The sequence below is a fragment of the Candidatus Methylomirabilota bacterium genome (assembly GCA_036005065.1).
In the GTDB taxonomy this organism is placed as follows: Bacteria; Methylomirabilota; Methylomirabilia; order Rokubacteriales; family DASRDR01; genus DASYQW01.
Genome location: DASYQW010000062.1, coordinates 57394 through 70919, shown reverse-complemented (window position 1 = coordinate 70919; position 13526 = coordinate 57394). Strand labels below are relative to the sequence as shown.

At 69.9% G+C, this 13526-nt stretch carries 13 protein-coding genes; 10 read left to right on the top strand and 3 right to left on the bottom strand.

The genetic code is table 11. The features are described 5' to 3' along the window. The 3 genes from VGW35_04705 to VGW35_04695 form a co-directional block, all read right to left on the bottom strand. The coding region (locus VGW35_04705; GenBank protein HEV8306944.1) for an amidohydrolase at window positions 1-1145 on the bottom strand (1145 nt) is incomplete at its 3' end. 59 nt (window positions 1146-1204) lie between these two features. Next, window positions 1205-1717 (bottom strand): hypothetical protein, encoded by a 513-nt coding sequence (locus VGW35_04700; protein ID HEV8306943.1) that lies wholly within the window; start codon window positions 1715-1717, stop codon window positions 1205-1207. Between the two features lie 36 nt (window positions 1718-1753). Next, the gene (locus VGW35_04695) at window positions 1754-2914 is read right to left on the bottom strand and encodes a Xaa-Pro peptidase family protein (GenBank protein ID HEV8306942.1); all 1161 of its coding nucleotides are present in this window, start codon (window positions 2912-2914) and stop codon (window positions 1754-1756) included. A 220-nt stretch (window positions 2915-3134) separates the two neighbouring features. Here VGW35_04695 and VGW35_04690 point away from each other — a divergent pair, with 220 nt between their 5' ends. From VGW35_04690 to VGW35_04645, 10 genes are all read left to right on the top strand, one after another. Beyond that, window positions 3135-4169, top strand: coding sequence for an ABC transporter substrate-binding protein (locus VGW35_04690; GenBank protein ID HEV8306941.1), 1035 nt, complete (start codon window positions 3135-3137; stop codon window positions 4167-4169). A 74-nt stretch (window positions 4170-4243) separates the two neighbouring features. Then, window positions 4244-5335: an ABC transporter ATP-binding protein gene (locus tag VGW35_04685; GenBank protein HEV8306940.1), complete on the top strand. Its 1092-nt coding sequence runs from the start codon at window positions 4244-4246 to the stop codon at window positions 5333-5335. 55 nt (window positions 5336-5390) lie between these two features. Further along, window positions 5391-6299: an ABC transporter permease gene (locus VGW35_04680; GenBank protein HEV8306939.1), complete on the top strand. Its 909-nt coding sequence runs from the start codon at window positions 5391-5393 to the stop codon at window positions 6297-6299. Next, on the top strand, window positions 6299-7117 hold the full coding sequence (locus VGW35_04675; GenBank protein ID HEV8306938.1) for an ABC transporter permease: 819 nt from the start codon (window positions 6299-6301) through the stop codon (window positions 7115-7117). The genes VGW35_04680 and VGW35_04675 overlap by 1 nt, the downstream gene beginning before the upstream one ends. Continuing rightward, window positions 7114-8697 carry a D-aminoacylase gene (locus tag VGW35_04670; GenBank protein ID HEV8306937.1) on the top strand — a complete coding sequence of 528 codons (1584 nt, stop codon included), beginning with the start codon at window positions 7114-7116 and terminating at the stop codon, window positions 8695-8697. The genes VGW35_04675 and VGW35_04670 overlap by 4 nt, the downstream gene beginning before the upstream one ends. 124 nt (window positions 8698-8821) lie before the next feature. Next, complete coding sequence (locus VGW35_04665; GenBank protein HEV8306936.1) at window positions 8822-9424, top strand: GntR family transcriptional regulator; 603 nt, start codon at window positions 8822-8824, stop codon at window positions 9422-9424. Window positions 9425-9438: 14 nt separating this feature from the next. Next, the gene (locus tag VGW35_04660; GenBank protein HEV8306935.1) at window positions 9439-10845 is read left to right on the top strand and encodes an amidohydrolase family protein; all 1407 of its coding nucleotides are present in this window, start codon (window positions 9439-9441) and stop codon (window positions 10843-10845) included. A 52-nt stretch (window positions 10846-10897) separates the two neighbouring features. Then, complete coding sequence (locus VGW35_04655) at window positions 10898-11896, top strand: ABC transporter substrate-binding protein (GenBank protein ID HEV8306934.1); 999 nt, start codon at window positions 10898-10900, stop codon at window positions 11894-11896. A 34-nt stretch (window positions 11897-11930) separates the two neighbouring features. Further along, window positions 11931-12737: an ABC transporter ATP-binding protein gene (locus tag VGW35_04650; protein HEV8306933.1), complete on the top strand. Its 807-nt coding sequence runs from the start codon at window positions 11931-11933 to the stop codon at window positions 12735-12737. Next, window positions 12727-13515, top strand: a complete 789-nt coding sequence (locus VGW35_04645; GenBank protein HEV8306932.1) for an ABC transporter permease — start codon at window positions 12727-12729, stop codon at window positions 13513-13515. The genes VGW35_04650 and VGW35_04645 overlap by 11 nt, the downstream gene beginning before the upstream one ends. Window positions 13516-13526 lie beyond the last annotated feature (11 nt).

Here is a 13526-nt window from a genome sequence, read left to right as displayed (position 1 = left end):
CCCACCGGCGGCGGCGTCAGCTCCTGGATCTCGGGCATGAACGGGTCGGCCATGGGCTCGAGCCCGAGGGTCCGCTGGATCTCTCGGGCGAACATGCGCGCCTCCTCGGGGAGCCTGGGCGGGCCGGCCAGCTCGAGGCTCTCGTACGTGATCTCCGCCATCGCGTGATTGGGAAGACCGACCCGCGTCTTCGAGACCCAGCCCTCCCGCACCGTGCAGTGGGTGAGGGCGGCCACGTGGCGCGCGTTCTGGTCGAGGACGGCTTCGATGCGGGCGGCCATCTCGAGCGAGGGGCACCGCCACGCATACTGGATCTGGCCGACCGTCGGCGCCAGGTTGTCGGAGGTGGCCTGGCCCGCGACCAGGACGAACTCGTTGAGGGTCCAGGTGCCTCGGTGCGGCAGCATCGCCTCCTTGGTGTACTTGGTCGTCGTGTACATGAGGCAGACCGCGTCGAGCGCGGCCGGTGGCCGGGCGACCGTGTGGGGATTGTTGGTGCCCTCCCGTGTCCCCGCGCTCCCCCACGTCTCCGGCTGCTCGCACTCGAAGGTGTAGATCTTCGACCAGTAGCAGCCGCAGTGGGTGTCCCACACGACCGTGTTGGCGAGGGCGGGGAGCGAGGTGGGGTGGAAGCTCACCGCCGCGTCCAGGTCGTCGTAGTAGCCGTGGGCGGCGTGGACCGGCTTCGAGCCGCACACCTTCTCGGCCGGCTCCCCGAAGAGCTCGAGCGTGCCGCGGAGCCCGTGGCGCTCCATGGCGGCCTTGGCCGAGAGGACGCCGCCCAGGGCGCCGATCCCGAGTGCCGAGTGGGGATCGGTGTGGCCGGCCGCCCAGCGGGGGAAGCCCTCCCGCGGCTGCCGGTAGGGCACGGGCCCCTGGGACATTCCGGGCACCGCGTCGTACTCGGCGTAGGTGGCCAGGACCGGTCGCCCGCGGCCCCACCGGGCGCGGAAGGCGGTGGGCATGGTGGCGGTCCCGGCCTCCACGTCGAAGCCCTCCTTCCGGAGGAGGTCGACGTAGAAGGCGGCCGACCGGTACTCCCGCCAGGCCGGCTCGGCGTAATGCCAGACCGTGAGGTGCGCCTCGGACAGGCGCGCCCGGTTCGCGTCGATCCAGCCGAAGGCCGTCTCTTTCTCAGGGGTCATCATGGGTATCCACCTCCGGGCTCTCTTCGATGCCGTAGACCCGCGAGCCGCGTGGCGCCTCAGGGGGCCAGAAGATACCCCGCGACGGCGAAGCTCACGGAGCCGATTCCGCTCGCGTTGGTGCGAGCGGCCACGAACTGCACCGTGCTGCCGGGGTTGGCGTAGAGCCGAATCCCGTGGGTTCCACCGAACCTTCTGAGCTGGGCGATCACGCCCTCGAACTCCAGATGCAGGTTGTACTGCGTGGTCACGACGGTCCTCCCCCCGAGAGCGGGAGCCGTTGTCACGATGCCCACCCGCATGTCACCCTGTCCCGTCCCGGCGAACACCGCCACGGTCTCGATGACGGCGCGCTTGTCCCCCGGTATGAGAACAGAGCGGGACTTCACGAGTTCGCCGGGCGAAAACGCCACGCCAACGGCGGCGGCGAACGGTTGCCCCGCGTCCGGGTCCCGGGGTGTCATCGCGGCGAGCGCGCCCCGACTCTGGACCATCGGGGTCACGATGCCGATGGTCGTTCCGAGGAGAACCACTCCCGCGGCGGCCAGGGCGTATCCCTTGAGCTGCATCATGATTCTCGCCTCCTCGTGGTCGGGGCCTCGGGCGCCCTACCGGCAGGCCTCGTAGACCGGCGTGAGCCGGCTCAGCACCTCGCGCCCGGTCTCGCTGATGACGATGGTGTGGCCCAGCGACATGGCGAGTCCGGCCCGCGCGTCGGCCAGGATCGCGTGGAGAAACAGGACCATGCCCGGCCGGGCGGTCGTCGGATTCCCGGCGTAGAGCATCGGGGGCACGTCCATCCAGGTCGGGCGGTACGTCGCCCCCAGCGAGTAGCCGCACGCCGCCATGCGGGCGGGGCCGAAGCCGGCCGCGTCGTAGACGCGGCGGTGGGCCTCGTCGATCTCGCCGAGCGGCCGGCCGGGCGTGGCCGTCTCGGTCATGGCCGAGAGGGCGTCGCGCGTGACCTCGAACATGCGCGCCTGGCGCGGGTCCGTGCCGCCGACCGGGAGGGTGCGCATGAGACAGGCGTTGTAGCGGCGATAGGTGGCGGCGAACTCGATGGTGAGCTGGTCTCGCTCGCCGAGGTGCTCCGGACCCGTCGACGAGCGCACGAGGAGGGCGCGCTCGCCGGCGCCCAGAACGGGTCCCGAGGGGGCCACGTCGCCGCCGCCCCGGAAGATGACGCTCTGGCCCGCGGTCAGGATGTCGCCCTCGAACGCGCCCGGGCGCGTGGCCGCGACCATGGCGCCGAGGGCGTCGTCAGCGAGGGCGGCGGCCCGGCGGACATAGGCCAGCTCGGCCGGCGACTTGACGAGGCGGAGGGTCCGCACCACGTCCGAGGCATCCTCGACCCGGCACCAGCCGTCGAGCGCCCGCCGGATCCGCTCCCAGTTCGCACCCGTGAGGCCGTAGGTGGCGAGCTCCACTCCGACTCGCCCGCCCCGACACCCCGCGTCCGCGAGAATCGCCCGCAGGTCGAGGGCCGGGTTCGCGCCCTCGGCGTCGTACCAGAGGCGGATGTCCTCGATGACCGAGGTGCGGCGGGCCTGCTCGAGGTCGGGCCGGCGGGTGAGCAGGACCAACGGCCGCTCGGCCGCCGTGAGCACGCCGCACTGGAAGAAGACGTACCCCGAGCTGTCGAAGCCGGTCAGGTAGTAGAGGCTCTCCTGCGCGAACAGGACGAGGGCGTCGAGCCCGGCCTCGCCGAGGGCCGCCCGCGCGGCCGCCTGGCGCGCGGCGAATTCGGCCCGCGGGAAGTGAAGGGCCATGGTGCGCCCCAGTATGGGGAGGACACGGGAGCCGCGCAAGACGGTCTCCCACCCAGCGGCGGTCGGCGGTGGCGGCGGCGGAGGGCCGCGTTCCAGCCTCCGCCACCGCGGCGGGCGAGTTCGGGTGAGGGGCTGGTTGATAGGCCGCGGGGCGATCTGCTAGGATCGGGCCGCACGAGTCGTACCCCCTCGAACTCGCGTACCGGGAAGGAGGCGAGCCGTGAGAGCGTTCAGTCGGTGGTTGGTCGCGGGGCTGGCCGTGATCGGGGTCTCGACCCCGGCCGGGGCCCAGGAGTCGGTGACCATCGCCTCCTGGGGAGGCGCGTTCCAGGCGGCGCAGCGGCAGGCGTGGTTCGAGCCGGCCGCCAAGATGCTGGGCGTGACCATCAAGGAGGACACCCTCAACGGCTACGGCGACGTCAAGACCCAGGTGCTGGCCAGGGCGGTGAAGTGGGACATCGCCGAGCTCGGCCTCCAGTCCTGTGCCCAGGGGACGGTGGACGGCGTCTTCGAGCCGCTCGACTACTCGGTGATCAAGGCCGACGGCGTCAATCCGAAGATGGTCAAGCCCCACTGGATCGGCATCATCCTGTACTCGAACGTGATCGCGTGGAACACCAAGACCTACGGCGAGAAGGGGCCCCAATCCTGGAAGGATTTCTGGGACGTCAAGAAGTTCCCCGGCAAGCGCTCGCTCTACCACCGGCCCACCGAGACCCTCGAGGCGGCGCTCCTGGCCGACGGCGTCGAGCCCGACAAGCTCTATCCCCTGGACGTCGAGCGCGGCTTCCGGAAGCTCGAGGAGCTCCGTCCCCACATCGCGGTGTGGTGGACCTCGGGGGCCCAGGCCGCCCAGCTCCTGAAGGACGGCGAGGTGGACATGATCGGCATCTGGAACGGGCGCGCCTCCACCGTCATCAAGGATGGGGCCAAGGCCGCCTTCACCTACAACCAGGGCATCATGAACGCGGACTGCCTGACCGTCCCCAAGGGGTCGAGGAACAAGGCGCCGGCGATGAAGGTGATCAACGCCCTGCTCTCACCGGAGCTCCAGGCCGCCCTTCCCAAGCTGATCGACTACGGTCCCGTCAACAGCCGGGCGTTCACCATCGGCAAGCTCACGTCGGCCGAGATGGACCGGATCAATTCCTCGCCCAAGAACGCCGCCACCCAGGTGGTGATGGACGTCGAGTGGTGGAGCACCCGGCTGAACCAGCTCCTCGAGCGGATGGACGCCTTCAAGGCGAAGCAGTAAGGGCGATCCGGCGGGGGCGGTCACTCGCGCCGCCCCGGCCGGCGTCGCGCCGCTCCCGTCCAGGTCGCTGAGCCATGCCCGCGTCGGCCGCCACGGCCCTGCCCCTCACCATCCGCGGCGTGAGCAAGTCGTACGGGCCGGTCCGGGCCCTCGACCGCGTGGATCTCGACGTGCGGAGCGGCGAGGTCATCACGCTGCTCGGGCCGTCCGGCTCCGGGAAGACGACGCTCCTCCTCGTCCTGGCCGGCTTCATCCGGCCGGACTGCGGGAGCGTCCGGTTCGGGGAGGAGGAGGTGGTGCGGACGCCGCCCCACCGCCGCAACGTCGGCATGGTCTTCCAGAATTACGCCCTCTTCCCCCACATGACCGTCTTCGGGAATGTCGCCTACCCGCTCCGGCTGCGGGGAGTGGGCGCCGCCGAGATCACGCGGCGGGTCGGGCGGGTGCTCGAGCTGGTCCACCTCTCGGGCTTCGAGGAGCGGCGCGTGGACCAGCTCTCCGGCGGTCAGCGCCAGCGCGTGGCCCTCGCCCGGGCCATCGTCTTCGAGCCGCGGGTGCTCCTCATGGACGAGCCGCTCTCGGCCCTCGACAAGAAGCTCCGCGAGCGCATGCAGATCGAGATCCGCCGCCTCCACGGCGCTCTCGGCATGACGACGGTCTACGTCACCCACGACCAGCGGGAGGCGCTCACCCTGTCGGACCGGGTCGCGGTGATCCACCAGGGGCGCATCATCCAGGTGGACCGGCCGGAGCGGCTCTACGAGCGGCCCGGCACCCGGTTCGTCGCCGACTTCGTCGGGGAGTCCACCTTCCTGCCGGTGGCGCGGGAGGGTGGGCGTCTCACCCTGAACGGCCGGGCGCTCGCGCTCGACGGCCCGCCCCCGCCCGGGGACGGCCGGCTCCTCCTCGTGGTGCGGCCGGAGAAGCTGACCCTCCTCCCGGCCGGGGCGGCGGCCGAGTACAACTGCCTCGAGGGCACGGTCAAGGAGCGCGTCTACCAGGGCGAGAGCTTCCTCCTTCACGTCACACTGGGCGACGGGACCGAGCTGGCCGTCCGGAGCCCCAGTCGCCGCGAGACCGTCGCTGCGGTCCCGGAGCCCGGGGGCCGGATCCGTCTCGGGCTCCACCTGGCCGATACCATCGTGGTCGCCGAGGATGGTCAATGAGCGGCCCGGGCCCATCGGGAGGATCGAGACCGCGGACGCTCCAAAGGACTGGCCGGTGAGCACGCTGGAGATCGCCCGGGAGGCGCCGGGCGTGGACGGGCCCAACGCCGACACGCTGGCCCGCGATGCCGCGCGGGAGCGGCGCCGCCTTCTCGGGCTCTCTCTCCCGGCGCTGGTTCTGGTGGGGCTCTTGCTGGTCTTGCCCGTGGGCTGGCTGTTCTATCTCTCCGTGGTCGACCAGGACGCGTACTCGCTGGTCCACTACCAGCGGCTGGTCCAGGAGCCTGCCTACGTCACCATTCTCTGGAACACGGTCAAGGTCAGCGTCCTGGTCACCGTCATCTGCGTGCTCCTGGGATACCCCTTGGCCTATCTCCTGGCCCAGCTCCCGCCGCGGGCGGCCAACCTCGGGCTGATCGTGGTCATCCTGCCGCTCTGGACCGCGTTGCTGGTGCGAACCTATGCCTGGCTGGTTCTCCTCCAGCGACGCGGGCTCGTCAACACGCTGCTCGTGAACCTCGGACTGGCCGCCGAGCCGATTCCCCTCGTCCACAACATGACCGGCACGGTCATCGGCATGACGCACATCCTCCTCCCGTTCCTGGTCCTCCCCCTGTACGCCTCCATGCGGGCGATCGATCCCGACTACGTGCGGGCCGCCGCCGGCCTCGGCGCGAGCCCCATCCGCGCCTTCCGGCAAGTCTTTCTTCCGCTCTCGCTTCCCGGGCTCACGGCAGGGCTTCTCCTGGTGTTCGTCCTCTGCCTGGGGTTCTACGTGACGCCCGCGCTGCTGGGCGGAGGGAAGACGTACCTGGTGGCGATGAAGATCGAGCAGAACGTCAACACGTACTTCGCGTGGGGTGCGTCCAGCTCCCTGGCCGTCGTGCTGCTCGTCTCGGTGGGGCTGCTCTTCGCCGTCCTCCACCGGGTCTTCGCCATCCCCCGGCTGTTCGGGATCCGCTGATGCCCGGCGGCCCGCCGGTCCCCGTCTCGCACGCCAGGCGGGCGTGGCTCTACGTCCTGGGTGGGCTGATCGCCCTGTTCCTGGTGCTCCCGGTGCTGGTCGTGATCCCCATGTCGTTCTCGGACACGGTCTATCTCGAGTTTCCGCCGCGCCAGTGGTCCTTGCGGAACTACCGGGCCTTCTTCGGCTCCGTCGAGTGGCGCGATGCCACCTGGGTGAGCGTGCGGGCGGCGCTGGTGACCACCGTGGCGGCGACCGTCCTGGGGACGGCCGCCGCTTACGGCCTGGCGGTGACGCGGTGGCGATGGAGCCGGGCGGCGCAGGTGCTGCTCCTGGCGCCCCAGATGGTCCCGGCCATCCTGGTGGCCATCGGGCTCTTCTACCTCTACGCGAAGCTCGAGCTGGTCAACACGCTCCTCGGCCTGGTGCTGGCGCACACGCTCCTGGCCCTGCCGTTCGTGGTGGTGACCGTGACCGCGGGGCTCGCCTCGTTCGACATGACCCAGGAGATGGTCGCCCGGAGCCTCGGGGCGAGCCGCCTCCGGGCCGTCCTGACCGTCACGCTGCCCCAGATCCGCCATTCCCTGGTCTCGGCGGCCCTGTTCGCGTTCATCACGTCGCTCGACGAGGTCGTGGTCGCCCTCTTCATCTCGGGCGGCGAGAACGCCACCCTGACGCGGAGGATGTTCAGCGCCCTCCGTGACCAGATCGATCCCACCATCGCCGCCATCTCGACTCTCCTCATCGTCATCTCGGTCGGGCTCCTGGCGGCCGCTCAGCTCCTCGGCCGGGCCCGCCCGGCCGGGCGGAGCGGGTGAGCGTCGCCATGTTCGACCTCGTCCTGAGCGGCGGCCGCGTCGTCGACGGCACCGGTACCCCGTGGTTCCGCGCGGACGTCGGGATCCGTGGCGACCGGATCGCGGCCGTCGGCGCGCTCGGCCGGGCCGAGGCCGGCCGCCGCCTCGACGTCGCCGGGTCGATCGTCGCGCCCGGCTTCGTGGACATGCACGTCCACGCGGACCTCGCGCTGCTGGCCGATCCCCTCCACGAGCCCGCCATCCGCCAGGGCGTCACCACGTATCTCCTGGGGCAGGACGGGGTGGCCATGGCCCCGGCCGCGCCGGCCACGCTCGCCTACATGCGCCGCTACACGGCGGGATTCAGCGGGCGGTTCGAGGTGGCCGAGCGCTGGGGGACCATGGCCGAGTATCTCGGGTGCTTCGATCGGCGGGTGGCCGTCAACGTCGCGGGCCTGGCCCCGAACGGGAACATCCGGATGGACGTGCTCGGGCTCGACCCGCGCCCGCCGGCGCCGGACGAGCTCCGGAGGATGCGGGGGATCCTCCGGCAGGCGATGGAAGACGGCGCGGTCGGCGTCTCCAGCGGGCTCGACTACATCCCGAGCCGCTATGCGAGCACCGAGGAGCTCGTCGAGCTCTGCCGCGAGCTCGCCCCCTTCGGCGGCGTGTACGTCACCCACATGCGGGGCTACGCACCGGACACGGTGACGGGCGCGCTCGACGAGGTGTTCCGGATCGGACGCGAGGCCGGCATCGCCGTCCACGTCTCCCACTTCAACAGCCAGGCCGAGCTCGTCCTGCCGCGGCTCGACGCCGCCCGGGCCGAGGGGCTCGACGTCACCTTCGACCTCTACGGCTACCTCGCCGGCTCGACGATCCTCGGCATGGTCGCGCTGCCGCCGTGGGTCCAGGAAGGCGGCCCCGACCCGACGCTGGCGCGCCTCGCCGACCCGGCCGTGCGCGCGCGACTGCGCGAGCCGGGGTTTGCCGGCCCGCGCGGCCCCATCGACCAGGTGCGGCTGAGCTACGTCGAGGCGCCGGCCTACCGGTGGTGCGAGGGGCTGACGGTCGCCGAGGCCGCCGACAGGGCCACCGGTCGCCGGGATCCCGCCGGGCTGCTGGAGTTCGTGTGCGAGGTGCTCGTCGCCTCGGACCTCGCGGTCGGCTGCGTCGTGCCTCACCAGCAGCGGAGCGAGGCCGACGTCCGGGCGCTCATGCGCCATCCGGCGATGACGGGCGGGAGCGACGGCATCTTCACCGGCGGCCGGCCCCATCCCCGCGGCTGGGGCTGCTTCGCGCGCTATCTCGGCCACTACGTCCGGGAGGCGCGGGCCTGGACCCTCGAGGAGGCCGTCCAGCACCTGGCTGGCCTGCCCGCCCGGCGCCTCGGCCTCGTCGACCGCGGGGTGATTCGCCCGGGGATGGCCGCCGACCTCGTCGTCTTCGACGCCGAGCGAATCGCCGACCGCGCCACCTACGAGGACGGCCGCCAGCCGGCCGCCGGCGTCACCCACGTCCTGGTCAACGGCGAGCCCGTGCTTCTCGACGGCAGCCGCACTCCCGCCCGCCCCGGCCGCGCCCTCCGGGGTCGGGAATAGCCCGGGCCGCGTGGCCGCGGTTCCCGGAAGATCTCGCTTGACGCGAGGCCAGCCCTGATATATCAGTGACATACTCATGTTCGACCAGCCGTCTCGCGCCGAACCGGGTTCGCTGACCGATCGCGTGTATCGCGCACTCCGGGAGTGGATCCTCATCAGCGACTTCCGCTCGGGATCCTTGCTCACCGAGCGGGAGCTGGCCCGACGCCTCGAGGTCAGCAAGACTCCGGTGCGCGAAGCCCTGATCCGCCTCGGACAGGAAGGATTTGTCGAGATCTCCCCCCGGCGCGGGATCCGCGTGTCGAGCGTCTCCGTGCAGGACCTCAAGGAAGTGTTCGGGATCCGGTCCGCGCTGGAGGGCCTGGCGGCCGAGACGGCGGCCGGCTGCATTCCGCGACACGTCCTGGTCGAGCTGCGCCGGCAGTTCCGTCAGGCGGCCCGGGCCAAGGACGATGAGCGGCTCTTCGAGCTCGGCGCGCGCCTGCACGATCTGACGATCGAGGCGTGTGGCAACCGCCGGCTGGCCAGCATCGTCGACACGATACGAGCCCAGATCGCCCGCTACTCCCGGCTTGCCTCCCGGCTGCCTGAACAGGCTCGCCAATCTCTCCGCGATCACCTGCGAATCCTGCGCGCGCTCGAACGGCGCGACCCCGTCGGGGCCCGGCGAGCCGTAGAACAGCACATCCGAGACGTGAAAGAGAACCTCGTTCGCTCGATGCTCTGACACGGAGGTCCTCGATGGAAGCGGATTTCGTCATCAAGAACGGGAAAGTCGTCACGCCACACGGCACCATCACGGGTGGCCTGGCCGTCACCGGCCAGAAGATCGTGGCGGTGGCGTCCGACCACGAGCTGCCCAGGGCCCGGGAGGTGCACGATGCCGGCGGGAACTACGTCCTGCCCGGCGTGATCGACCCCCACGTGCACCTGTGCTCCGACCAGCCCGGGACGCCGATCGAGCGATACGCGACCGATTTCTACACTGAGACCCGGGGCGCGGTCCATGGGGGGGTTACCTGCTTCCTCACGCGCATCGCGTCGCTCCAGAGCTGCCAAGAGCTGTTCTTTCGGGTCGCCAAGTGGGGCGAGGAGAACGCGCTCTGCGACTTCATCCTCAACGCTGCCGTCTTCGCCCCGGTCCATCTGGAAGAGCAGGCGTGGCTCTGCGAGCAGGGTGTGGCCGCCTTCAAGCATTTCTTCATCGCCTACAAAGGGCAAGAGGGAATCCAGAAGGGGCTGCAGCCGGTGAACGCCGGGATTCTCTTCCAGTCTTTCGAGAACATCGCGCGCCTCGGGTTTCCGGCCGTCGGACTCGTCCATCCCGAGGAGATGGACATCATCGACGTCCTCAAAGAACGGCTGCAGAAGGCCGGGCGAAAGGACCTGGCGGCGTGGACCGAGGCGCGCCCCGCCTTCACGGAGCTCATGCAGATCGAGGCGGCGGCGCTGATCGCGGAGGCGACCGGTGCCCGGTTCTACATCCCCCATCTGACGATCGGCCGGGGAGTGGACACGGTCGAGCGGTTCCTCGATCGGGGCGTGAACATCATCGCCGAGACCTGCCCGCACTATCTGATCCTGCACAAGGACATGGCGGAGCTCGAAGGGTGGGGCAAGGTCGTCCCGCCGCTCCGCACCCAGGCCGATCAGGAAGCCCTCTGGACCGGCATCCGGCGGGGCATCGTCCGGAACATCGGGTCGGATCATTGCCCCTACAGCCGGGCAAGCAAGGAACAGGGCGCGGGGAAGGACAATCTCTGGACCGCGATGCCGGGCTTCAACAACGGCATGGAGCATCTGCTCCCGCTGATGTGGACGTACGGCGTCCACCGGGGACGCATCACGGTCGAGGAGCTCGCGAAGATCTGTTCCGAGAACTCGGCCCGCATCTTCGGGATCTACCCGCGAAAGGGCGCCCTCCTGCCCGGGTCCGACGCCGACGTCATCATCGTCGACCCCAACAAGGAAGCCGTGATCGACGAGAACTTCTATCACAGCCGGAGCCCGGAATGGTCCGTGTTCTATGGCCACCGGGTCCGCGGCCTGTGCACGTTCACGATGGTGCGGGGACGGGTCGTGCTGCGAGACGGGAAGCTCAACGACGCTCCGGGCTATGCGAAGTTCATCCCGATGGCGAAGTACTAGTGGTTGCGCTCGGCACCCGAACGCCGAGCCGGTCGGTGGGAGGAGAAGGACGATGAAGCCACGAGCGATGTACCTGGTGGTGGGTGCGCTCCTCGGGCTCCTGGCGGCCGGGGGCGCGACGAGCAGTCCCGCCCAGGCCCCGGAGAGGGTGATCTTCGGCGCCGACTGGCAGATCCTCGGACAGCACATCCCGTTCTTCGTGGCGCTGGACAAGGGGTACTACAAAGAGCACGGTCTCGACGTCGAGATTCAGCGTGGCTACGGCGCCGCCGACGCCGTCAAGCGCGTCGCGGCGGGGACGGTCACCTTCTCCTTCGGCGACCTGGGCGCCCTCGTGCTGGCGCGCGCCGAAGGCATCAAGGTGAAGATGGTGGCCGTCTACTACGGCAAGGCGCCGTACACCGTCATCACCCGGCAGGACAGCGGGATCCGAGAGCCGCGCCAGCTCGAAGGGAAGACCCTGGGCGCGCCGGCCGGCAGCGCGACCCGCGCCGTGTTCCCGGCCTTCGCGAAGCTGGCCGGGGTCGACGCCAGCAAGGTCAAGTGGAGCACGGGCGATTCCACGATGCTGTGGAATCTCTTCTTCGCGAAGCGCGTCGACGGCCTGGCCACGTTCATCGTGAACAAGCCGGACATCGAAAAGCGGGCGACCGAAGCCGGCTTCGCCGTTTCGTCCTTGACATATGCCGACTTCGGCCTCGTGATGTACAGCAACGGGATCCTCGCGCGGGAGGAGACGATCCGGGACAATCCCGCGCTGGTTCGCAACTTCGTCCAGGCCTCGTTGAAGGGGCTGGATGCCGCGCTGAAGAACCCCGACGAGGGCGCCGCGATTCTGGTCAAGCACCGCAAGGAGCTCGACGTCGAATCGGTCAAGCAGCAGCTACTCGAGGTCCAGAAGCTGGCCATGACCGACGAGGCGCGGAAGAACGGGTTAGGTTTCATGGCTCCCGACAAGGTGGAGAAGACTCGTGACGTCATCGTCGACGTCTACGAGGTGAAGGCGAAGATCACGGCCGAGGACCTGTATACGAACGCCTTCCTCAAGTAAGCAGACCCGAGCCGACGGACCGACGGGAAGCGCGATGGCGGGCGCGAAGCCATCCCTGATCGCCCTGGAGCGCGTGGCGAAGGCGTACAAGCTGCGAGGCGGCGCCCAGCTGTTGGCGATCGACGAGGTCTCGCTCGACGTCGGGGACGGCGAGTTCGTCACGATCGTGGGACCGAGCGGCTGCGGCAAGTCGACGCTGCTGAAGCTCGTGGCGGGTCTGGTGTTTCCGAGCCGGGGCGAGATCCGCCTGGACGGCGAGCCCGTGACCGGACCGCGGCGCGGGGTCGGCATGGTGTTCCAGAGCGCCGTGCTGCTGAAGTGGAAGACCGTGCTGGGAAATGTGATGTTCCCCCTCCGGATCATGCGCCTCGACCAGCCACGGTACGAGCAGAGGGCCCGCGAGCTCCTCGAGATCACCGGCCTGGCAGACTTCGCCGACCGGTACCCGAGGGAGCTGTCGGGCGGCATGCAGCAACGCGTCGCCATCTGCCGCGCCCTGGTGTTCGATCCGAAGGTCCTGCTGATGGACGAGCCGTTCGGAGCGCTCGACGCCATGACCCGGGAGGAGCTGAGCATCGAATTGCTCCGGATCTGGCAGGGTGCCCGGAAGACCGTCCTGTTCGTCACCCACAGCATCAGCGAGGCCGTGCTCCTCGCCGACCGAGTGGTGGTGATGTCGGCCCGGCCGGGACGCGTGGTCGACGTCCTCGACGTCGATCTACCTCGCCCGAGGGGTCTTGCGGTGACGGAGACCGAGGCGTTCCAGGGGTACGTGGCTCGCATCCGGAGGTTGATCTTCGGTCGGGCGACGGCAGAGACGGTGGCCACGCGTGGGCGGTAGCCGGGACCTCGTCTGGGACGTCGCGCTTCCGGCGGCCGCGGTCGCGCTGCTCCTCGGGGCATGGCAGCTCATCGCCGTCGCGCTCGACGTGCCGAAGTGGCTGCTCCCGTCGCCGGTGAGCATCCTGAAGGCATTCTGGGCCTGGAAGGCGACCCTCGGCTGGCACTTCGTCGTCACGCTCTACGAGACGGTGGCCGGGTTCGCGCTCGCGGTCGCCGTCGGCGTCCCGCTCGCGGTGGGCATGATCTACTCGCGGATCCTGCACAGCGCCCTGTACCCGATCCTGGCCGCGGTCCAGTCGGTCCCCCGCTCGGCCATCGCCCCGTTGCTCCTGGTCTGGTTCGGGGCCGGCGAGTTGCCGAAGGTCATCATCGTCTTCCTGATCTCTTTCTTCCCGATCGTCATCAACACGCTGACCGGCATGCGCCAGGTCGAGCCCGACCTGCTCGACCTCACGGCGTCACTGTGCGCCACCAAGGGGCAGACTGTCTGGCAGGTGCGCTTCCCCAATGCCATCCCGTATGCCTTCAGTGCGTTCAAGATGTCCATCACGCTGTCGGTGGTCGGGGCGGTGATCGGCGAGTTCGTGGGGGCGGACCGGGGCCTGGGCTACATGATCCTCATCGCTGCCTCCCAGCTCAAGACAGACGTGGCCTTCGTGTGTATCGGTCTCCTGGCGTTCATGGGCATGGGGCTCTTCGCGTGCGTGGAGCTCGTGGAGCGCCTGTTCCTGCCCTGGTACACGCCGGAGGAGCGGGAGGCGCATGCCCAGGCCTGACTCCGCCGAAA

Bases quoted from the DNA above. Each gene is read 5' to 3' on its own strand.
- VGW35_04650 (HEV8306933.1), top strand. From the start codon at position 11,931: ATGGCGGGCGCGAAGCCATCCCTGATCGCCCTGGAGCGCGTGGCGAAG.
- VGW35_04700 (HEV8306943.1), bottom strand. From the start codon at position 1,717: ATGATGCAGCTCAAGGGATACGCCCTGGCCGCCGCGGGAGTGGTTCTC.
- VGW35_04675 (HEV8306938.1), top strand. From the start codon at position 6,299: ATGCCCGGCGGCCCGCCGGTCCCCGTCTCGCACGCCAGGCGGGCGTGG.
- VGW35_04655 (HEV8306934.1), top strand. From the start codon at position 10,898: ATGAAGCCACGAGCGATGTACCTGGTGGTGGGTGCGCTCCTCGGGCTC.
- VGW35_04685 (HEV8306940.1), top strand. From the start codon at position 4,244: ATGCCCGCGTCGGCCGCCACGGCCCTGCCCCTCACCATCCGCGGCGTG.
- VGW35_04695 (HEV8306942.1), bottom strand. From the start codon at position 2,914: ATGGCCCTTCACTTCCCGCGGGCCGAATTCGCCGCGCGCCAGGCGGCC.
- VGW35_04660 (HEV8306935.1), top strand. From the start codon at position 9,439: ATGGAAGCGGATTTCGTCATCAAGAACGGGAAAGTCGTCACGCCACAC.